This is a genomic window from Burkholderia orbicola (assembly GCF_900100915.1).
GTDB classification, from domain to species: Bacteria; Pseudomonadota; Gammaproteobacteria; order Burkholderiales; family Burkholderiaceae; genus Burkholderia; species Burkholderia orbicola.
In genome coordinates this window covers 1,561,016-1,581,073 of the sequence record NZ_FNKW01000002.1, presented here as the reverse complement: position 1 = coordinate 1,581,073, position 20,058 = coordinate 1,561,016, and the positions used below count along the sequence as shown (strand labels likewise).

General features: G+C 65.2%; 16 protein-coding genes. 9 read left to right on the top strand and 7 right to left on the bottom strand.

What is annotated here, in order from left to right; all coding sequences use genetic code 11:
* Positions 1–18 precede the first annotated feature (18 nt).
* Both BLS50_RS36060 and BLS50_RS24010 read right to left on the bottom strand, forming a co-directional pair.
* Positions 19–168, bottom strand: coding sequence for a hypothetical protein (locus BLS50_RS36060; protein ID WP_176934233.1), 150 nt, complete (start codon positions 166–168; stop codon positions 19–21).
* On the bottom strand, positions 165–869 hold the full coding sequence (locus BLS50_RS24010) for a flavin reductase family protein (protein WP_023477223.1): 705 nt from the start codon (positions 867–869) through the stop codon (positions 165–167). Before BLS50_RS24010 ends, BLS50_RS36060 begins: the two co-directional genes overlap by 4 nt.
* A 229-nt stretch (positions 870–1,098) precedes the next feature.
* Between BLS50_RS24010 and BLS50_RS24005 the strand changes: the two genes are divergently transcribed.
* Positions 1,099–1,425 carry a thioredoxin family protein gene (locus BLS50_RS24005; RefSeq protein WP_006485487.1) on the top strand — a complete coding sequence of 109 codons (327 nt, stop codon included), beginning with the start codon at positions 1,099–1,101 and terminating at the stop codon, positions 1,423–1,425.
* 10 nt (positions 1,426–1,435) lie between these two features.
* Positions 1,436–1,855 (top strand): secondary thiamine-phosphate synthase enzyme YjbQ, encoded by a 420-nt coding sequence (locus BLS50_RS24000; protein ID WP_011548430.1) that lies wholly within the window; start codon positions 1,436–1,438, stop codon positions 1,853–1,855.
* Positions 1,856–1,893: 38 nt separating this feature from the next.
* Here BLS50_RS24000 and atsR read toward each other — a convergent pair whose 3' ends face one another.
* The 3 genes from atsR to BLS50_RS23985 all read right to left on the bottom strand — a co-directional run bounded on the left by atsR (position 1,894) and on the right by BLS50_RS23985 (position 5,153).
* On the bottom strand, positions 1,894–3,714 hold the full coding sequence (atsR, locus tag BLS50_RS23995; protein WP_074804537.1) for a hybrid sensor histidine kinase/response regulator AtsR: 1,821 nt from the start codon (positions 3,712–3,714) through the stop codon (positions 1,894–1,896).
* Between the two features lies 1 nt (position 3,715).
* On the bottom strand, positions 3,716–4,219 hold the full coding sequence (locus tag BLS50_RS23990; RefSeq protein ID WP_027806411.1) for a putative pterin-binding protein: 504 nt from the start codon (positions 4,217–4,219) through the stop codon (positions 3,716–3,718).
* Between the two features lie 61 nt (positions 4,220–4,280).
* The gene (locus tag BLS50_RS23985) at positions 4,281–5,153 is read right to left on the bottom strand and encodes a response regulator (RefSeq protein WP_011548427.1); all 873 of its coding nucleotides are present in this window, start codon (positions 5,151–5,153) and stop codon (positions 4,281–4,283) included.
* A 361-nt stretch (positions 5,154–5,514) separates the two neighbouring features.
* Here BLS50_RS23985 and BLS50_RS23980 point away from each other — a divergent pair, with 361 nt between their 5' ends.
* From BLS50_RS23980 to BLS50_RS23950, 7 genes are all read left to right on the top strand, one after another.
* Entirely contained in the window at positions 5,515–6,102 is a 588-nt protein-coding gene (locus tag BLS50_RS23980; RefSeq protein ID WP_069230547.1) for a tetratricopeptide repeat protein, read from the top strand.
* A gap of 121 nt (positions 6,103–6,223) precedes the next feature.
* Complete coding sequence (locus BLS50_RS23975; protein WP_011545763.1) at positions 6,224–7,051, top strand: hypothetical protein; 828 nt, start codon at positions 6,224–6,226, stop codon at positions 7,049–7,051.
* Positions 7,052–7,188: 137 nt separating this feature from the next.
* Positions 7,189–8,211, top strand: a complete 1,023-nt coding sequence (locus tag BLS50_RS23970) for a hypothetical protein (RefSeq protein WP_074804536.1) — start codon at positions 7,189–7,191, stop codon at positions 8,209–8,211.
* 394 nt (positions 8,212–8,605) lie between these two features.
* The gene (locus BLS50_RS23965) at positions 8,606–11,629 is read left to right on the top strand and encodes an ATP-binding protein (protein ID WP_074804534.1); all 3,024 of its coding nucleotides are present in this window, start codon (positions 8,606–8,608) and stop codon (positions 11,627–11,629) included.
* Positions 11,630–11,726: 97 nt separating this feature from the next.
* Entirely contained in the window at positions 11,727–11,903 is a 177-nt protein-coding gene (locus tag BLS50_RS23960; RefSeq protein ID WP_175832173.1) for a hypothetical protein, read from the top strand.
* Between the two features lie 305 nt (positions 11,904–12,208).
* The gene (locus BLS50_RS23955) at positions 12,209–12,868 is read left to right on the top strand and encodes a response regulator (protein ID WP_027807691.1); all 660 of its coding nucleotides are present in this window, start codon (positions 12,209–12,211) and stop codon (positions 12,866–12,868) included.
* A 60-nt stretch (positions 12,869–12,928) separates the two neighbouring features.
* Positions 12,929–15,925, top strand: a complete 2,997-nt coding sequence (locus tag BLS50_RS23950; protein WP_074804532.1) for a hybrid sensor histidine kinase/response regulator — start codon at positions 12,929–12,931, stop codon at positions 15,923–15,925.
* Positions 15,926–16,137: 212 nt separating this feature from the next.
* Here the strand turns inward: BLS50_RS23950 and BLS50_RS34935 are convergent, their stop codons facing one another.
* On the bottom strand, positions 16,138–17,097 hold the full coding sequence (locus BLS50_RS34935; protein ID WP_176934289.1) for a fimbrial protein: 960 nt from the start codon (positions 17,095–17,097) through the stop codon (positions 16,138–16,140).
* Between the two features lie 171 nt (positions 17,098–17,268).
* Entirely contained in the window at positions 17,269–19,902 is a 2,634-nt protein-coding gene (locus tag BLS50_RS23940; protein ID WP_074804527.1) for a fimbria/pilus outer membrane usher protein, read from the bottom strand.
* Positions 19,903–20,058: the final 156 nt, after the last annotated feature.

Here is a 20,058-nt window from a genome sequence, read left to right as displayed (position 1 = left end):
TGCGTGGCCGGCCGTATCTTATCCGATCGGCTTCGGCGCGCCGGCCCGTGTGCCGGTGCCGGCCGTGCGCCACGCGAGCGCCGCGCCCGCGAGCGGCAGCATCGCAACGCCGAATACCGCGCCGATCATCCGCGTCACGTTCATCAGCGCCGCCGCGTGCGGCGTCATGACCGTCCGGTCCCTGTCAGCATGCCCGCCTCGCGCGAGCGCTCGATGTCGGGGCTGCGATACGCGTGTTCGGGAATCTCGGCGAGCCGCGACGCATGCACTTGCCGCGGCGCCAGCCCGTAGAACTTCTGGAAGCTCATGATCAGCGGCGACCACTTGTCCGGATCGATGCGATCCGGATGACCGTCCATCAGCAGGTCGGGATGCGCGTGCACGCGCTGGATGCGCACCTCGAACACGCGGATGCGGCCGCGCAGGTCGGGCAGGTCGTCGCCGATGCCGTGCGTGGCCGCGACGACCGCCTCCATATGCACCGGGCATTCGAGCGCGCGCGGCGGCGCGACCGTGTGCGACGCGGCCTCGGTGAACCCGGCCGTGCCGAACTTGTCGGGTTCGAATACGTAGCCTTTCGCGCGCTTGCCGTCGGGCACCGGGTATGTGCCGGTCGTGCGCGCGATCCGGTCGACCGCGTCCGCCTGCGCCGACGACGGCAGGTTCAGCACGCATTCGCCGGTGCGCAGCAGGTTGCGGGTGGTCTGCGAGCTGGCGGCGATGCCGATCACGCCGCGCCAGCCGAGCCAGAACGCCGACGAAATCGGCGCGAGATTGGCCGTGCCGTTTTCGTTCAGCGTGCTGACCAGCACGACGGGCGTGCCGAAGTACAGGATGTTCGGTTCGGTGACGCAATGCGGCGCATTCATGGTCGAGTCCTTCGTTGACGGGATCGGTTCCCATGCTGATCCCGTCGCGGCGGCGCGGCGCTCCGAATCTTGTCGTGTCATTCCGGAAGGCGCACAAAAGGGGGCCGGCGCGGCGCCGGACCGAGCCGGCAGCGCCCGGCCTTTTCCGCTACAGTAAGAAATCGAAGGCCGCACCCCCGCATCACGCCGGCGCGTGCAGTCACGTTCCGCCAACGCACACGAGGGCCTGATGGACACCGAGCAACGCTATACCGCCAACGCGCCGACCCGCGCGGAAGTCGACGCACTGGGCGGCGCAACCGTCATCGAATTCGGCGCGAACTGGTGCGGGATCTGCGCAGGCGCGCAGCCTGCGATCACGGCGTCGTTCTCCGCGCATCCTGCCGTGCGGCACCTGAAGATCGAGGACGGCCCCGGCCGTCCGCTCGGTCGCTCGTTCGGCGTGAAGCTGTGGCCGACGCTGGTCTTCCTGCGCGATGGGGTCGAAGTCGCGCGCGTCGTGCGCCCCGCCGATGCGAAACAGATCGAAGCCGACGGCTTCGCCGCGCTGGCCTGAGGTCATGGCGATGCAACAGGCGATTACGCATGTCGGTGTCGATACGCGCGGCAGCGGCCTCGTCGAAGTCACGCCGCAGGTGCGCGCGTTCGTCGACCAGCAGGCGATCCGCACCGGCCTGCTCACCGTGTTCTGCCGCCATACGTCGGCGTCGCTGCTGATCCAGGAGAATGCCGATCCGTCGGTGCAGCGCGATATCGAACGCTATTTCGCGACACTCGCGCCCGAGGACGACACGCGCTACGAGCACGACACCGAAGGCGCCGACGACATGCCCGCGCATCTGCGCACGGCGCTCACGCAGGTGCAGTTGTCGATTCCGGTCGAGCACGGACGCATGGTGCTCGGCACGTGGCAGGGGATTTATGTGTTCGAGCATCGCCGCGCGGCGCACCGGCGTGACATCGTGCTGCATCTGATCGGCGAATAAGCGAGCAGACGAGCGGACGGAAACGCGTGACGCCGCGCTCAGGCGAGCAGCTTCTCGACGAGTGCGCCGAGTTCGCGCAGGTGAACCGGCTTCGGCAGGAATGCGTCGAATACCCGCTGGTTCTCGCGCAGCGCGGCTGATTCATACGCGCTGACGCCGAGGATCGCCGGATGCCGGCCGTCGTCGTCGGGTTGCGCCATCGCGCGAATGCGCCGCGCCACGTCGAATCCGCTCAGGTCCGGCAGTTCGAGATCGAGCACGACGAGATCGTAGCGGCCCGTACCGAAGCGCGCGGCGCCTTCCTGCCCGGTGCCGCACAGATCCACTTCGAGGCCGAGCGCCGACAGCATCGCGCCGAGCGTTTCGCGCGCGTTGTCGTTGTCGTCGACCACCAGCGCGCGCCGGCCGCGGTGCGCCGGTACGGGCGGCAGCGCGGGCGCGTCGCCAGCCGCGGTGCCGGCCGTGTCGACGCCGGGCACTTCGACCGGCAGCGTCACGACGAACTCGCTGCCTTCGCCGACCACGCTGCGCACGTCCACATGCCCGCGCAGCGTCGTCACGATTTCGCGCACGACCGCGAGCCCCATGCCGATCCCGTCCACGTGCAGCCCGACCGCGTCGTTCGCGCGATAGAACGGCTCGAAGATCTTCGACAGATGTTGCTTCGCGATGCCCGCGCCGGTGTCGCGCACGGCGATCCTCACCTGCTGGCCGGCCGGCGCGTCGGCGAGCGTGATCGCCACCGTGATCGAGCCGCCGGTCGTGTACTTGACCGAGTTCTCGATCAGGTTCGACAGCACCTGTCGCAGCAGCTTGCGATCTGAGCAGATCGCGAGGCCGGCCGGCTCGACGTGCTGCGTGACCGTGATCCGTTTCGTCGCGATCCTCTCGCGCAGCGGCTCGAGCACTTCGGCAAGCAGCGGCGCGATGCCGACGGTATCGAGTTCGGCGACGCGCTTCGTCGAGCGCAGCTTGATGTAGTCGGTGAGGTCCTTGACGAGCGCCTCCAGCGACAGCGCGGAATTCTGCAGCCGCCGGATCGTCTTCAGGTTCGCGTCGGACTGCGGGCGCGCGAGCAGGATCTCGATCGATCCGCAGATCGCCTGCAGCGGCGTACGCAGTTCGTGGCTGACCATCCCGAGGAACGCGTTTTTCGCCTCGATCATCTCGAACGCGCGGTCGGACGCCTTGCGTTCCGCGTCGAGCGCCGCGTTTTGCCGCTCCAGCAGGTCGTCGCGCGTGCGCATCGTATAGAACAGCAGCAGGAACAGCGCGCACAGGATCACGCCGAGCACGATACCGAGGATCAGGATCGCGCGCTGCTTGTCCTTCAATTGATGGAACGTGAAATCGCGCTGCGCCATTTCGATCGCGCGGAAGTAGTTCGCGAGGCCGTTGACCTTCGGCCAGTACGCATTGACTTCGTCGATCACCTGCCGCGCCTGCTTCGGCGAGTCGCGCAGTAGCGGCACCTCGCGCTTCAGGCGCGTCATGAATTCGCCGAGCGCGTCGATCTCGTTGCGCGCGCGCGGGATGCGCAGCCAGTATTGGGACACCTCCGACGGCCGCTGCAGGAACCCGAACGACACCGACAGGCTGTCGAGCTGCATCTGCACGTGATCGAAATCGTCGTCCTCGTGCGTCGCGTAGAGAATCAGCTGCCGGTCGAAGCGCGTATAGACGTTGCGGTATTGCGCGGCGGTCCAGAACACGCCTTCGCGCGGCCCCTCGAGTACGCCCTCGTTGACCGAGGTGGCGAGGAGATCCCACAGCAGGAACGCCCACGCGGCGAACCCCATGATCCACAGCGAGCCGAGGACCAGGATGATTTTTCTATTTTTCCATCGCCGCCGCGTCATGTCATTTCACGGTCAGACCGATGATCTGCCACGCGAACTTCGCTTCGCCGAGCGGCGTCTTCAGCTCGTCGGGATACTGATCGCGCGGATACATGATCCACAGCGGGCCGTAGTTGTCGTTGCCGAGCACCTTGCCGTTCATCGTCCGCGCGAGGATCACGCCGTACCTGGCGGCATCGGATACGGGGATCGTGAACGTGTATTCGTCGATGCAGCGGAATTCGATCTGCGTGCCGTGCGCGCCGACCGTCTTCAGCACGTCGGACAGGCGCGGCCCGGTGAAGGTCGCTTTCGGCGTCCAGCTCGTCGACGTGACGATCGTATGCTGCGGCAGCGCCATCAGCGCCTGCTCGGAAAAGACGTAGGTCATCTTCCCCTGCTGGTTGCTCTTGCTGATCTTGCCGTCGACGGTGAACGTGAACGACGACGCGGCCCACGCCGCGACGGTCATCCCGAGCAGGCAGGCCGTCAGCAGGCTTTTGATCCAGATGGTTGAAACGCGCATGTCTTTCCCTCGGTCTGGTGGTGCGGTAGCAGGTTGTCGTTCCGGCCGCGGTTTCCGGTTCTCAGTTCGCGGCCGACGCCGCCGGCAGCGTGAGTTTCAGTTCGCGGGCGACTTCCGCGAACAGGATCGGCAGGCGCACCGGCTTTTCTTCGCAGCGCGCGTTGTAGTGCGACACGATGTGCGCGATTTCGTCCTCGCTCGCTTCGCCGGTCGAGATCTTGCCGGTCAGCAGGAAGATCGGTGCGCCGCTGTTCTCGCTCGAGCGGATGCCGCGCACGAGTTCGGCGGCCGTCTGGTCGCCGAGCATCCAGTCGAGGATGTAGCCGTCGAAATCCTCGACTTCCAGCGCCTTGCGGAAGCTCGCGCCGTCGAAGTATGGAATCGCGTTCACGCCTTTCTCGATGAAATATTCACAGACCGTTTCGGCGACGTCGTGCGAATCGTCGACCACGGCGATCCGCGCCGCATACACGTTCGGCTGCGCCGAGCGCAGCTCGATCACGTCGACCGGATAGGTGCGGCCCTCGCGCGCGTGCTCGCGCTCGGTGACGATCCATTCGCCCTGCCACTGCAGCGCGACGAAATCCGTTTCGATCTGGCTGGTGGCCTTCGTCGAGATCGCGGCGCGGCAGCGCAAGCGCTTCGACTCGATCACGAACGTCGCGTCGATCATCTCGGCCGCGGCCGGCTGCGTGCCCTTGTCGTCGAGCAGGATCGCGGGCGGCACGCCGAAGTGCGTCGCGATGTCCTGCAACTGCGACAGGTTCCACGGAATCAGGCCCTTCATCTTGCGCGTGACGACCGAGAAGCTCAGGCCGAGCACGTTCGCGATCGTCGTGTTGTGACTTCGCGGCGGAATGCCGTTCCGGTTCAGGAGATCGCGCACCTTGTTGGCGGTGATGAGATCGACGTTGGCCTGCTCGGTGGTGGACATCTCGATGGGGTCTCCAGGGGTTTTTGGCGAGGGAGAGCATATCAAAACTGACGTGTCACGCAAACTTCAAACACGCCAAGGGCCTTGACATGCCGTTTTTCTCCATTATTATTGCTCACCACGTCACTATTGTTTGTTGCGTCATGTTTGGAGATCGTTGCCGACCCCGGTCGGGCAGCGAAAATCGGCAGCAATGAAATAGTGACGGAACGATTCGAAGAGAGCCTGAGAGAGCCTAGGACTGCGTGTCGGCGTTGGCGGATGGAATTGTATCCGCTGCGCCGCGCGCAACCGGGTCTGCGCTCACGGGGTGGGATAGCTCGAAGAATTGCGGCGCCAATAAAACTTGAGGAAAGTACCCATGTATCGCCGTTTACTCGCACCGGGGCTGCTGTTGCTGTTGGCCGCGTGCGCGCAAGACCCGTCGGTCACCGCCAGCACGGTACGGATCTGCGACGACACAGGGTGTTCCGATCGCCCTAAAGATCAGGTCTCCTATCAAAAAAGGGACGATGCGGAAGACCGGGACGATCCGCGCATCGCCGCGCTCAAGCAAACCGCGAAAACCCAGCCGAAGGCCGCCTACGACCTCGGCCTGCGCTATTTCCGCGGCGACGGCGTGCGCCAGGACAGCTACCAGGCGCTCAAGTGGATGCGCGAAGCGGCCGAACGCGGCGACCTGAACGCGCAGAAGGCGCTCGGCAGTTTCTACCTGTTCGGCCTCGAGGAAATGGGCTCGGACGCGCGCGAAGCGGAGAAGTGGCTGTCGATCGCGGCCGCTCGCGGCGACAAGGAATCGAAAAAGCTGCTCGATCTCGCGCGCAAGGCGAAGAAAGAGGACGAAGAAGACTGGAAATGGCGCACGCAATGGCGTGACACCTATTACGGCTACTGGTACTCGGGCTATCCGTACTACGGCGTCTGGCAGCAGACGTACTGGTACTACTGACCGGGCATCGAGCAACGGGGGCAGCCGCGGGGAGACCACCATCGCGCGCCACGCCGGGGGGCTTATCGAAGTTCGCACGGACACATAAGCCGAACAACGACTCTAATCGATCGACAACGACATGAAGACCAACCTTTCCCAACGTCTCACTCAAGGTGCGCTGGTGGCAGCGCTTGGCGCGTCCGTCGCGGGCTGCGGCGGCGTGGTGACGCCTGGCGGCCAGAACGCCGGCGTGACGGGCGCGGCGGCAGGCGGCGCGAGCGCCGGCGCCGATTCGCAACTGCAGCGCTGCACGTCGCCGCTCGGCACGATCGCGGTCGACGACGGCCGCAACGCCGACTGGTGGGGCCAGTTCGGCAGCGCCACCAAGGTGACGAGCATCGATCCGCTGCTGCGGCTGGCGGTGCAGCAGTCGAACTGCTTCGTGATCACGTCGATCGGCAATCAGAAGAGCGACGCGCGCCTGTCGCGCATCACGCAGCTGCAACGCAACTCGGGCGAATACCGCGCGGGTTCGAAGCAGCAGAAGGGCCAGCGTGTCGCGGCCGACTACTACATGGAGCCGCAGATCGTGATCAACGATTCGCCGATCGGCGGGATCGGCAGCATGATCGGCGGGCTGATCGGCAATAGCGCGGTGGCAGCGGTGGCGGGCCATCTGCAGACGAAGGCGTCGGTGGTGACGTTGACGCTGTTCGACGTGCGCTCGGCGGTGCAGATCGCGGCGTCGGAAGGCAGCTCGACGGCGACGAACTACGGCGCGGCGCTGGGCGGCTTTGGCGGCGGGGTGGGCGGCGCGCTGGCGGGCTTCTCGTCGACGCCGGAAGGCAAGGCGACGGTCGTGGCGTTCATCGACGCGTACAACAAGATGGTCGTCGCGCTGCGCAGCTACAAGGCGCAGGACGTGAAGGGCGGGCTGGGCCGCGGTGGCCAGTTGCAGGTGAACTGACGTTGCCGGGCCGGCGGGATGCCGCCGGCCGATTCCTGATCTCTGATTCGTGATTCTTGATTCGTGATGGCCGGTGCGTGCGGCGTGATTCGCGCGTACGGGCTGCGTTCGTCCTGTTCGTTCAGAAGGTGACCCCGATGAAAGCCGTTGCACTGATCGCATTGACCTGCCTCGCGCTGACCGCTTGCGGCGGCGGTGACGACAATTCCTCGCCTGCCTCATCAGGCGGATCGGGCACGAGCAACAACGGCGGCGGGACGGGCGGCACCGGTTCTGGCGGCACGGGTTCCGGCGGTAACGGCTCGGGCGGCTCGGGTGGTTCGGGCGGCAGCACGTTGACGTGGCGCTACGAGGCGCAGCCCGTCGCGGCGGATCGCGCGAGTTTCCTGACGCTGGTCAACAACGAAGGCGCGAAGGGCTATCGCTATCTGGGCGACTACTTCTACACTGCGGGCAATGGCGGAACGCAGTCGATCTTCGTCAACGACGGCACCGCACAGACCTACACGTACCAGTTGCAGACGGCGCCGGCCGACATGACGTCCTTCGTCAATACGGCCAATGCGCAAGGGGCGAGCGGCTACCGCTACGAAGGACCGCTCACGTACGGCGATCTCTATCGCAAGGATGGTGGCTCGTCCGCCACCTACACGTACACGACGACGGGCCTGCCGGCCGACGCGAACGCGTTCCTCACGCAGGCGAACGGCCAGGGTCAGTCGGGCTACTGGTTCTTCGGCCCGATGGTGGTGGGCGGCGCGCAGGCGAACGTGTACATGAAGAACAACGCGTCGAACGCGACCTATACGTACGACGCGCTGGCGCCGGCGTCGACCGTCAGCGACTTCATCGCACAGGCCAACAGCGAAGGGGCGAAGGGCTATCGCGCGAAGGGCGGGATGGCATTCGGCACGGCGATCTCGTGGGTCTACGTGAAGGACCAGACGCAGTCGCCGACCTTCGCGTACCAGTCGGCCGCGATCCAGTCGACCGGCGCGAGCTTCGTGCAGCAAGCCAATACGTTCGGCGCGCAGGGCACCGCGTATCTCAGCGATATCGCGCTCGGCACCCCCGTGCCGGTGACGGCGTCGTTCTATTTCACGCCGAAGAACTGCACGGGCTTCCTGTGCACGACGCTGAATCCGCTCACGCAGAACTGAGCCGGCGTCCCGTACGGCGGCAACGCGCGGGTCGTGTGTTCGTAAACGATCCGCGCGCGTCGAATCGAGTGCCTCAGGTGCGCCACGTGGTCCGTGGTTGCATCTTTTGCCGCCGGCTTGCCGGCGGTATTTCGTTCGCAGATACGCCGCCTGGTGGCGGTCGGTCGTGACGGGTCGGATACGACCGCCCGGAAATTTCACGACAAAGAATCGGTCAAGTTCAAAACAATAAATCAAACAGGTCGGATTTGTACTAAAAAGACCATACACGACTGATTTCCCCCGTGTCGTTTGGCATGATCGGGACACTCCATCCCGTTTGTTTCCATCGTGACGTCCGTTCGGGCCGGGCATTCGCTCGACTTTCGAACCCGACGTGCCGTCGCGACACGCCATGCCGTACAGCACGCTTCAGTCCATCCGGCGCTATCAGAGCATTTCGATGTTCGGTGGCGCCATCGTCGTCACGATCCTGATCCTGATCGCCTGCGGGCTCGGGATCGCATCGATCGTTTACGGCCATCTGGACAGCGAGCGGCGCAATTTCCTGAACGGTGTCGAGGAAGCGGTCGACGAAATCCAGGTGAGCGAGACGTCGTTTCGCAACGGCGTCACGAACACGCAACTGATCTGGCGTGAACTCGACGCGGCGCCTGCCGACGTCGTGAACGATTTTTTCGACCACGGCCAGCAGATCGCGATCACGCCCTATCCGTCGCTCGTGGTCGGCGTGCCGGGGCAGACGACGCAGCGTGACGAGGTCGCGCACTATCTCGCGCTGTCCTTCCTGCTGTCGCGCATCTGCGCGGCGAGTTCGATCAATCGCGGGCGCACGCTGGAGGGGTACCACTACAGCACGCACACGGGGCTGTTCGGCATCGTGCCGCACCTGTCGCGCGACAACCCGGTGCTCGCGACCCCCGACGCACGTGCGCGCGTGCTGGATGCGTTGCACATCGATTTCGCCGACGGGCCACCGCTCGGGGAGGATGGCCGGCCACACGTGCACTGGCTGCCGCCGTACATCAATCCGGTCACGGGCCAGAGCCGTATCCGGATCGCCGCCGAAGCGCGCGACGACGGCCGGCCGTTCGCGGTGCTGGTGACGGAATACGCGCCCGAATACCTGCTGTCGTGGCTGCCCGGCCGCAACGTCGCCGGCGTGTTCTTCATCACGACGGCCGACAACCGGCTCATCGCGGTCGATCCCGATGTCGCGCGCACGCCGGCGCTCGACGCGCACCTGCTCGGGCTGGACGTGGCGCACGGCGAGGCGGCGACCGGCGAAGCGATGTTCCGCGACGGCATGATCGTGTTCCGCAGCCGGCTCGGCTCGACCGGCTGGACCATCGCCTATGCGCTGTCGTGGGCGGACGTCGCCGCCGCGATCGGCGTGCGGGCCGGCGCGCTCGTCGCGGCGTCGCTGCTCGCGATTGCCGTGATGTGGCTGTTGCTCGTGCTGTTTTACCGGCGCGTGCTCGTTCCCGTTTACGCGCGTTCGGCGCGTGTGTTCGACAGCGAGGACCTGTGCCGCAGCGTGATCGGCATGGTGCCGGTCGGCATCGGTCTCGTGTCGCTGTCCGACCGCCGCGTGATGCTGGCGAGCGACGCGCTGGCCCAGATGATTCCGTCGCATGACGGCGGTCACCGCGCGCTGTCCGGACAGGTGCTGGCGAAGTACGACGCGTTCGTCGCGAACGCCGGCGCGGGCGGCACGATGCAGACCGAGCTCGTGCTCGACGAAGGCGTCGCCGCCCCCGTGCATCTCGAAGTGATCGCGCGCGGCGCGCGCTACCAGGGCGAAAACGTGCTGGTCGCCGCGATCTCCGACGTCAGCACGAAGCACCGGCTCGTGCATTCGCTCGAAGAGGCGGTGCGCGCGGCCGATTCGGCGAATGCGGCGAAATCGTCGTTTCTTGCCGCGACGAGCCACGAAATCCGCACGCCGCTGAACGTGATCCTCGGCAATCTCGAACTGCTCGAACGCACGGCGCTCGACGCGTCGCAGCAGAGCCGCGTGCAGACCGTGCGCGCGTCGGCCGAAGGGCTGCTCGCGATCGTCAGCGACATCCTCGATTTCTCGAAGATCGAAGCCGGCGCGATGTCGGTCGAGTCGATCGAGTTCGACGTGATCGCGGTGATCGGGCGCGAGCTCGCCGCGTTCGCGCCGGTCGCGAAGGCCAAGGGGCTGTCGCTGTTCGCCGATATCGATGCGAACGGCGCGCAGCGGATGCGCGGCGATCCGACCCGGCTCGCGCAGGTGCTGGCCAATCTGCTCAGCAACGCGATCAAGTTCACGAGCGCCGGGCACGTCGTCGCGCGCGTGTCCACCGGCTGCAATGCGAGCGGTGCGGCCGAGATCGCGATCAGCATCGAGGATACCGGCATCGGGATCGACGCCGCGCAGCAGGAGCGGCTGTTCAAGCCGTTCTCGCAGGTCGATGCATCGATCACGCGGCGCTATGGCGGCACGGGGCTCGGTCTTGCACTGTGCGATCGGCTCGTGGGGGCGATGGGCGGCACGACCGCGGTCGACAGCACGCCGGGCGTCGGCAGCCGCTTCACCGTGCGCCTGCCGCTCGGCATGAGCATCACGCCGGAAACGCCGTCCGATGCATTCGTCGGACGCACGCTGATCGTCGTGTCGCCGGACGATGCGTGGCGAGCGTTCGCGTTTCCGCATCTGCGCGCCTGGGGGTTCGAGGTCGCGATGCATGCGAGCCCGATCGGCATCGCGGCAGGATGTGTCGCGCAGGCGCATGCGATCGTGCTCTTCGGCGATTCCGACCGCTGGCGGCGCGACGAACTCGACAGTCTCGGCGGCTGCACGTCGATCGTGCTGGCCACGCCGGACGGTCCGTTGCACCCTGACGTCGCGGGCCGCACGATTCGCGTGTCGAGTTATTCGCTCAGCGGGCTGCGCGTGGCGATGACGGCGGCAGGTGTCGCCCGTCGCGAGCGACTCGGCCCGCCGAGCACCGCCCTCGATGCCGGTCGCGTGTTGGCGCTCGCCCACGGCCCGCGCGTGTTGCGCGTGCTGGTGGCCGACGATGCGGCCGTCAACGGCTCGATCTTTCGCGAGCAGCTGGACGTGCTGGGCTGCCCGTCCGGCAGTGCGGGGCTCGCCAGCGACGCGCTCGACATGCTGGCGCTGGGTGCATGGAACGTGCTGCTGCTGGGCGCCGACCTGCCCGACATGCGCGCGGCCGCGCTGGCGGAGGCCGTGTTCGAGCGCGAGCTGCCGTGCGACGTGATCGTCGTCGCGTCGCACCTGGCGCCCGAGGAAGCGCGCCGATATGCGGCAGCGCATGTCGAATGCGTACTGACCAAGCCGGTGATGCTGGCCGATCTGCGTCGTGCGCTCGCGCGCATCGCCCGGCGGCGGGGCATCGATTTGCAGGCGGCAGGGACGCAATGAAAACCATACCTACGCAACAAAGAAAGGCAGACGCGACGCATCGCTCCGATGCATCGCGATAACGACTGAAGAAGAAAAGGAGAGAGCCGTGCGCCACATGGATAAGGTGTTCGGACTGTTGCTGGGGTTCGCGACGCTACCGGAGAAGTCCCGACGGGATTTTCTGACGATGCTGAACGAGTTCATGATGATGTCGCCGTCGCAGAAGCGGCGCGCGGTCATCGAGTGGCAACGGGCGGCGGACGAACACGACGGGTCGATCGCCAAGCGATAGCGCGTCGGGCCGGCACGCAGGGCAAGCCATCCCGGCCGGTTGCGTCGGGCTTGACGCGGATGGCGCGCGCTGTCCATCCCGACGAACCGGACGCGATCCGGTCCACCATGAAAACGCCAACGCGCACGGTAAGTTGCGGTGTCGAATGGCCGCTCTGACGCCGGCTCCGACAGTTACCTTAAAATGTGACAAATACGATCCGGCTTGCCGCGCACGGTTTGCTGTCCGTGTCGGGAACGGCAGCCGAGTATCGTCCTGTCAAGGCATGAAGGGCCGCGCCGCGCGTATCGGGGAGAAATGAAGTCATGGATGAATTTTTTGTGCGTGTGATCGTGGCGGATGATCATCCGTCGTCCGCACTCGGGATGTCGCAGGCACTGTCGGGAAGCAGCACGATCAAGCTGCTCGGAACCGTCGCGAATTCGACCGATCTGGTGGCCATGCTCGACGAGCAGCAGAGCGACGTGCTCGTCGTCGATTACGTGATGCCGGGCGGCAAGTTCGGCGATGGCCTTGCGCTGCTGTCTTTTCTCCAGCGCCGTTTTCCGGCGCTTCACCTCGTGACGATCACGATGCTCGACAACCCGAGCGTGCTGCGCGCCATCCAGAAGCAGGGCGTGAGCTGCATCCTGAGCAAGTCGGATGCCATTTCGCACCTGGTCGGCGCCGTGCACGCCGCGTTCGTCGGCGCGAACTACCTGTCGCCGTTCATCAAGCAGTTGCTCGAAAACAGCGAGGTCGCTCCGAGCACGCGGCCGCTGACGAACCGCGAAATCGAGGTCGTGCGGCTGTATTGCGCGGGCTACACGGTCGGCGAGATCGCGACGCAACTGCACCGCAGCAAGCAGACGATCAGTTCGCAGAAGTCGAGCGCGATGAAGAAGCTGGGCATCATCCGCGACGTGGACCTGATCCGCTATGCGAGCGAAGGACACCTGCCCGAGGAATCGGGAGGGACTGAATAGCAGACGGGCACAGCGCCGCGCATCGACGAATCGCCGGCATGAGCCGACCCCGGGGACCCCATGCCATCCACACTGAAAACACTCGTTGCGCAGGCCGCTGAAGCCGCGCGCAGGCCGTTCGATCCGAGTCGCGTCCGGCGCCAGCAGCTGTGGCTGCTATATGGCGGCGGCGCGGCGATCACGCTGTTCATCCTCGTGTGCGCGGCGCTCGTCGTGCGGCTGGATGTCCACGATTACCTTGCGCAGGCGCGCTCGACCTTTCTGCAGCGCGAGGCGCAGTTCTACGCCAGCACGAACACGGCGGATGCGATGCTGACGGCCTACGGTGCGCCGATCGAGCGCGTCTGGAGCCACGGTGTCACGGCAACCCCTGACGTGGTCAGGCAATTGGACGAGGGCCATGGCACGCTGATTTGGCACAATGCGAGCGGCGCAGACCGGGTGCTCGCGCTGGCCGACGTGACCGCGGACCGCCCCGCTGCATCGTACGCGCGGTATCTGGCGGCGGTGATCGAGCGAATGGACCCCGTCGGCCCCCCGCCGACGCAAGTCGGCGGCGTCGAGCCGGTCGGCGCGTACGTGATCGACCTGGATGGCCGCTTTCTCGCCATGTTCGGCCGGCCGCTCGTCGCGCATGCGCGCGGGCGTGATCTTCAGGCAGACAAGGACTTGCCGTCGCTGGCTGCCGCGTTGATGCCGACGGGCGCACAGAAACAGAAATGGGGTATTCCGAGCGGGATCTTCATGCTCGACCGTCGCTTCGATCCGGTGATCGGGCACGAGGTCGTGCGGTTCGCGCGACGCCTGGACGGCTGGGATGGCCAGCCGTTCGCGTGGCTGGTCATGAATGGCCCGTTCGAGCTTGCCGATATTCTCGCCCCGCAGTCGAGCGACGAGGACACGGCGATCATCGACGGGCGCGGCAATATCGCGATCGGCAAGCTGCGCGATCCTGCCGTGATCGAGCAGCGGCTGAACAACGTGCGCGCGCCGTTCGGCGAACATGTGGTCGTGAACCGGGTCGGGATGCGCTTCGTCATCAGCGACCGCCTGCCCGGTTCCAGCCTGGTCATGGTGACCACTTTCTCCTGGCGCAGTGTCGTGAAGGCCACGATCCTCCGCGTGAGCGCCACGCTCGGGTTGGCGCTGATCGCCATCGCGCTGCTTTGGCTGGCCATCGTGACGTTCGACCGGCGTGCGCTGCGCCCGGCGAATCGACGGACTATCCGGTTGATCGAGAGCGAGGCGCTCAACCGGACGTTGATTCGTGCGGCCCCGGCCGGGCTGATGCTGCTGTCGGTCGCGGATGGCGAGACGATGGTGCGCAACGACACGATGCGCGCGTACGACGAAGCCACCGCCGGGCCGCCGCTCGGCAAGCGGATCTGGCAGGCGTTCGGCGCGCGTGCGCACGGCGCTGCCGTCGTGACGCAGGAGCTGGCAGTCGAGCTGGCCGGGCAAGGGACGACGTACCTTGCGGTGAACGTGCTGCGTACGCGCTATCGCGGCGCCGACGTGCTGTTGTGCACGCTGAACGACGTCACCGCCCGCAAGCAGGTCGAGGACAAGCTGCGCGAGGCCCGCGAGGCGGCCGACGACGCGAACCGGGCGAAATCGACGTTTCTCGCGACGATGAGTCACGAGATTCGGACGCCGCTCAACGCCATCATCGGCAATCTCGAGCTGATGGAGCGCGCGACGCTGCCTCCTCAGGAAGCACGGCGACTCAAGACGATCATGTCGTCGTCGGACGTGCTGCTGCGCATGATCAACGACGTGCTGGATCTGTCGAAGGTCGAATCGAACCAGATGGTGCTCGAGCATGTGCCGTTCGATGTGCGGGACGTACTGCGCGACGTCGTCGCGATCTTCCGGCCGCTCGCGGATGCGAAGCATTTGACGCTCGAATGCCGAATGGCGCCGGATCTCGCGGACGGCTATGTCGGCGATCCGACCCGGCTGCGCCAGATCGTGTCCAATCTGGTCAGCAACGCGATCAAGTTCACCGAGCAGGGCAGCGTCGTGATCGACGCGCGGGTGACCCTCGATCAGGAGAACACACGACGCATCGAGATCGCGGTGCGCGATACGGGCGTCGGGATTCCGCCTGAGGCATTGCCGACGCTGTTCGACGTCTACATCCAGGCCGATCCGTCGATCTTCCGCCGCTTTGGCGGGACCGGGCTCGGGCTGCCGCTGTGCCGCCGCATCACGGAGGCGATGCAGGGCGAGTTGACGGTCGATACCCGGCCCGGCGAGGGGGCGACATTCGTGGCCGCGTTGCCGTTGCCTGAAGCGGCGGCCGGTTGGCGGGCCATCCATGCCGATGACGATTCGGCGCCCGATGCCGCTCAAGCGGGCGACGATATCTCCGCATTGCGCGTGCTGGTGGCGGAAGACCATCCGGCCAGCCGCGCGCTGCTGCGCGACCAGTTCGCGGCACTCGGCCACGACGCGACGATCGTGACGAACGGCATCGAGGCGATGCGCGCGTATTTCGGTGAACCGTTCGACCTGGTGCTGACCGATCTCGGTATGCCCGAACTTGACGGTTTCGCGCTCGCGAACTTCCTGCGTGAGCAAGGTGCGACCGTACCGGTGGTTGCGATGACCGCGCACGCGACGGATGAGGACTACCGGCGTTGCGCGCAGGCGGGGGCCGTCGAGGTGGTGCTCAAGCCGCTGTCGATCGACGCGCTCGACGCGGTGTTGCGGCGGCACGGAAGGCATGGCGGAGGGGAGCGGCTGCATCTGACTGAAGCTGACGACCGACAATCGCGAGTTGTGACGGACGAGATGCGCGTGCAATTGCGAATGGCAACGCAGCGCTCATTGGCAGCGATCGACGAGGCATTGTCGATTGGCGATGGCGATCCGGTGAGGATCGAGCTGCATTCGATGCGAGGCGGTTTCGCGCTCGCTGGTGACATGAAGGCGACGGATGCGTGTGCGGAGATGGAGCGGGCGTTGCATGCCGGCGGAGTGACGGCGGTGAAGGGGCGCTGGCCGGGTTTTCAGCGTGCCGTCGAGCAGGCGCTCGACCGGCTGCACGAGTGAATATGTCGAGAGACGGTCACGCAGGGTGAGTGCACGAAGATACGTTGGGCGTGCACTCGGAAAGCGTTCATCGGCATGGTTCGCGGTTTTGCGGATAGCGTGCGCCGTGATGATCGGCATCGTATCCGGCCATGCCGTCCCGAGGGGCAATCTGCTGCGATCGATACTCACGGACGACCACTCCGTGGCGTATTCGTCCGCCGGACCAGTTTCTACTGGTAGATGATCGAGAACGTTGATTGTGATTTGACTGAGCCGGGTGTCGGAGTGGGTTGAGTAACGACGTACTCCGCATAAAGGTCGAGCGTTGCCGTCGTGCCCAGGAGCGGCACGGTACGGGTGTTACCGGTGCCAGTGGGCGGAATGACGGTGTTGTCACCCGCGCTGCCAAGGTAGAGCGCGATGCCGGTCGCGGTACCCGTATTGGCCAGCGCCTTGGCGTTGGTCGAGTCCGGTTTGCCGGTGAAGGTGAACGACGCACCCTTCACGCCTTCGTCGCAATTACCGACTTGAAGCGAAAACGGGGCTCTTGCGGCCGTGCCACCGACGGATGGCAGATTTTTGATCAGTACCGGTTGCAAGTCCACGGTCTTGGTGACATCGCCGACCCGCAGCGAACAGGTGCCGCGTGTGAATTTGACACTGCCGTTCACCAAGTGTCGAAAATTATTGCCGGACGCGTTATTGACACCACCTGCCCCATCAAGCTGGAACACGCCATAGTTATTGATGATCGTCTGACCACTATTGGGAGCCGCTCCTTTACGGAGCAAAACGAGCGAATAAGTGATGGTGAAAGTCTTGGTATATTCATTTGTATAATGATCCGTGCGGTATCCGGTGTCGATCGCGCCGCTTGTTTTCGTGTAGGTTATTCCGTTGAAGACGATCCCGACTTCGACGCCCGATGCGATCGTAGTTCTGGCAGGATTGACCCATAACGAAATACCTTCGTTGTAGTACGAAAAGCATGAAAAGGTTCGGGTATAGGTCGGGGATTGCCAGATTACGGTTTTTTCGGGCGTCGACGCCAGAACGTACAGATCGGACGGCAACTGGGCGGTGTCCGTTACCGGACCATTTTTCGATTCGCCTAGGTAGCACGAGAGCGCGAAACTCTTGAGCGGAACGAGCAGCAAAAGAATGAGACAGGCTCGAAAAATCTTGATCATGTCGTTGTTCCAGGTTGTGTGAACTTGAAATGCGTCGTTCCATAGTTCAGTAGGGACGTCTTGGAAAATTCGCATCTCAAGTCGACACATCGAGCGCTTCTTCAACGTTCCTTAATATGTTGATCCAGCGGTTGAAGGCCTTTGTGTCGGCCGACCGAGCGCTCGATGACGTCAGTTCAGTCGCGCGGTCGGCGCGTCGGTTTTGCACACGCCGGTAATCTGCTGGTAGGACGTCGACCGACGCGTGCTCGCCTTGACCGGCAAGTCGTACGCGATCCGGCAAACCGACCGGCCGTTGTCGCCCCACTTGACGACGAGTTCGCCGTGGTCTTTCAGGCCACGCACGAACACCTTGCTGCCCTGCCCGACGAGGCCGAGTTCCTTGCCGGCTTCGTCCGTGACAGCCGCACCGAACGGCAGCGGGGTGCCGTCCGACTTGCGTGCCTGGATCACGGCGGAGCGGCCGGTATCGGTGTCGAACTTGAGGAGCGGCACGGCGCCTGCCCGCGGGGCAACCTGTTGGCTCGTTTCCTTCAGCTCGACGTCCGTCGAGATGCCCTTCGGATCCAGTTCGACTGTATTCAGGTTGTACGGCGTCAGGAACGGCACGATCGCGTAGCCACGGCTGTCGACGCGCACGCCCGACGCGTTCGTGACGCGGGCGCCCTCGGCCCCCTTCGCCTCGACGATGCCGAACGTTTCCGACAGCGGCTGCGACAGGGTGACACCACCCGGGTGGGCAACCGCCGCACCGCGAATATTGACCGAGCCCTGCTGGTAGTTCGAGCTGCCGCCCGCGCTGAGGCTGAGTTCCGCGAAGCGTGCACGATAGGTGAGGTTGCCGTTGCCGTCGGTGCTCGAACCGCCATTGCCGTTGGTATGGTTCGCCGAGACGCTGTAGGCCAGATCGTTGTCGACGCCGAGCGAGCCCGACAGCATCGACTGAACCTGCGTGCGGCCACCCGTGTCGTGCGTGACGTTGCTCGTGAGCGTGGCCGGCCGCGTGCGGCCGAACGGGATCGTCACGCTCGCGTAGTACAGCGTGCTCATCTCGCCGCCGAAGTTTCGCTGGCGGGTGGCGGACAGGCTGTACGAGATATTGCGGAACGAGTTGTTGTAGCCGACCGAGTAGTCGACGTCCGAACCCGGACGATTCCAGTAGTTGGCGGCGGCCGCGGTCAGGCTGAGCTGGCCGGCCTTTTCTCCGAGCCGCTGGGTGAGCATCAGCGACGCGCGGTTGCGCTGCCGCCAGACCGTATCGACCGGATAGCCGATACGTACGGCGTCGCGCGCGCTCATCGCGTCGTTGAGGTTGAAATAGCCGCTCGTCGAATAACGGTAGGCCGCGATCGACAGGTCGGTGCCGGTTGGGGCGATCGACTTCGAGTAGCTGATCCGCAAGCTCGACCCGTTGAAGCGCTTGATGCCCGGAATCGACGTGGTGGCCTGCGTGAAGTCGAGGCCGAGCGCGCCGAACTGCGTGTTGAAGGCCGCACCGAGCATGGCGGACGCATAGCCGGCGGCGACGGTCACGCCGCCGTAGCCCGTCAGCAGGTTGGTCAGGCCGCGCTGATAGGTCGCCTGCGCAAACAGCGGATTGCTGGAATTCTGCTGGTTGCGTAACGTGCCCGCGACGAAGCTGTAACGCTGGATGCCAGGCCGCAGCGACAGCGGAACGGCGGCGTAAGGCACGGCGAACGAATGCACGGAGCCGTCGGCTTCGGTGACGGCCACCTGCAGATCGCCGCCGTAACCGGTCGGGTACAGGTCGCGGATTTCGAACGCGCCGGGCGAGACGGTGGTCTCGTAGATCGTCATGCCGTTCTGGCGGATCGTGACTTTCGCGTTGGAATTCGCGACGCCGCGCACGATCGGCGCATAACCGCGCAGCGAATCCGGCAGCATCCGGTCGTCGGTCGACAGTCGCACGCCGCGGAACTGCGTCGAATCGAACAGTTCGCCGGACGTGAACGTCTCGCCAATCACCAACTGCGACGACAGCGACGGCAAATCCCGCTGCACGTAGGTCGAGATGTCCTGATACTTGCTGCCACCGCGTTGCGACCACGTGGCCGAGCCCTGGTGGCGGAAATGCCAGTTGCCGATGTTGAAACCGCCGTTCAGGCCCAGATAGGCCTGCGTATCGGTGCTGGAGTCCCGAACCTTCGAGCTGTAGACGTTCAGGTTGTAGTCGAGCATGCCGACGGGGACGCCTTCGTCCCACTGATCGGGACTCACGTAGCCGCGTGCATGATTCACGAGCGACACTTGCGGGATGCTGAGCGTCAGCCGTTGCTCGCTGAAGTCGAACGACACGCTCGCTTCGGGAATGATCTGACCGATCCGCCGGCATTCGCCCTTGACCGCGATTGCGGCGACGGTTTCGGCCGGCAGCTTCTGGAAATCGACGCCGATGCGCCGCAGCAGCTTCTCGTCGAAGCAGGGCTGCGCGTCGGGTGTACCGGGCGCGCCGTTGAACGTGATGTCGTAGCGGCCGACCCAGTCGTTGCCGACCACGAGGTCGACACTGTAGGTGCCGGGCTGCACGACGTTGCCGCGCGAGAAGCGCGAGAGGTCGACGGCTTGCCCGCTGCCGTTGTTCAGGAAGCCGGGGTCGAACGTCGCCTGTGCGAAATCGGTCTGTGCGAGTTGAATCCGCTCGACGGCGGGCTGGGCAGGCTCCAGCGCATCCGCGTGGCCTTCGGTCGACCATGCGGCGAGACTCGACAGCACCAGCGCGTAGACGGGTTTGAGCCGTGGCGGGCTGGACACATCGACGCACGAACGTTGAATCGGCGAAATCATATTCCCCGGCACTCCAGTTGAGATTGCGCATGTGTATCGGCTGGGCACACACACGCGATGCATGCGTTGATGCCTGCCTGGTAGGCGGCATCAAAATGAAGAAAAAAGCGGATTGGCTGGCGATCGGATTGATCGCCCCTGTCGCGCGGAGCCTGA

Bases quoted from the DNA above. Each gene is read 5' to 3' on its own strand.
- BLS50_RS23965 (WP_074804534.1), top strand. From the start codon at position 8,606: ATGCCGTACAGCACGCTTCAGTCCATCCGGCGCTATCAGAGCATTTCG.
- BLS50_RS23950 (WP_074804532.1), top strand. From the start codon at position 12,929: ATGCCATCCACACTGAAAACACTCGTTGCGCAGGCCGCTGAAGCCGCG.
- BLS50_RS23985 (WP_011548427.1), bottom strand. From the start codon at position 5,153: ATGTCCACCACCGAGCAGGCCAACGTCGATCTCATCACCGCCAACAAG.
- BLS50_RS23970 (WP_074804536.1), top strand. From the start codon at position 7,189: ATGAAAGCCGTTGCACTGATCGCATTGACCTGCCTCGCGCTGACCGCT.
- BLS50_RS23960 (WP_175832173.1), top strand. From the start codon at position 11,727: ATGGATAAGGTGTTCGGACTGTTGCTGGGGTTCGCGACGCTACCGGAG.
- BLS50_RS23975 (WP_011545763.1), top strand. From the start codon at position 6,224: ATGAAGACCAACCTTTCCCAACGTCTCACTCAAGGTGCGCTGGTGGCA.
- BLS50_RS24010 (WP_023477223.1), bottom strand. From the start codon at position 869: ATGAATGCGCCGCATTGCGTCACCGAACCGAACATCCTGTACTTCGGC.
- BLS50_RS23940 (WP_074804527.1), bottom strand. From the start codon at position 19,902: ATGATTTCGCCGATTCAACGTTCGTGCGTCGATGTGTCCAGCCCGCCA.
- BLS50_RS24005 (WP_006485487.1), top strand. From the start codon at position 1,099: ATGGACACCGAGCAACGCTATACCGCCAACGCGCCGACCCGCGCGGAA.
- BLS50_RS36060 (WP_176934233.1), bottom strand. From the start codon at position 168: ATGACGCCGCACGCGGCGGCGCTGATGAACGTGACGCGGATGATCGGC.
- BLS50_RS23990 (WP_027806411.1), bottom strand. From the start codon at position 4,219: ATGCGCGTTTCAACCATCTGGATCAAAAGCCTGCTGACGGCCTGCCTG.
- atsR (WP_074804537.1), bottom strand. From the start codon at position 3,714: ATGACGCGGCGGCGATGGAAAAATAGAAAAATCATCCTGGTCCTCGGC.
- BLS50_RS24000 (WP_011548430.1), top strand. From the start codon at position 1,436: ATGCAACAGGCGATTACGCATGTCGGTGTCGATACGCGCGGCAGCGGC.
- BLS50_RS23955 (WP_027807691.1), top strand. From the start codon at position 12,209: ATGGATGAATTTTTTGTGCGTGTGATCGTGGCGGATGATCATCCGTCG.
- BLS50_RS23980 (WP_069230547.1), top strand. From the start codon at position 5,515: ATGTATCGCCGTTTACTCGCACCGGGGCTGCTGTTGCTGTTGGCCGCG.
- BLS50_RS34935 (WP_176934289.1), bottom strand. From the start codon at position 17,097: ATGATCAAGATTTTTCGAGCCTGTCTCATTCTTTTGCTGCTCGTTCCG.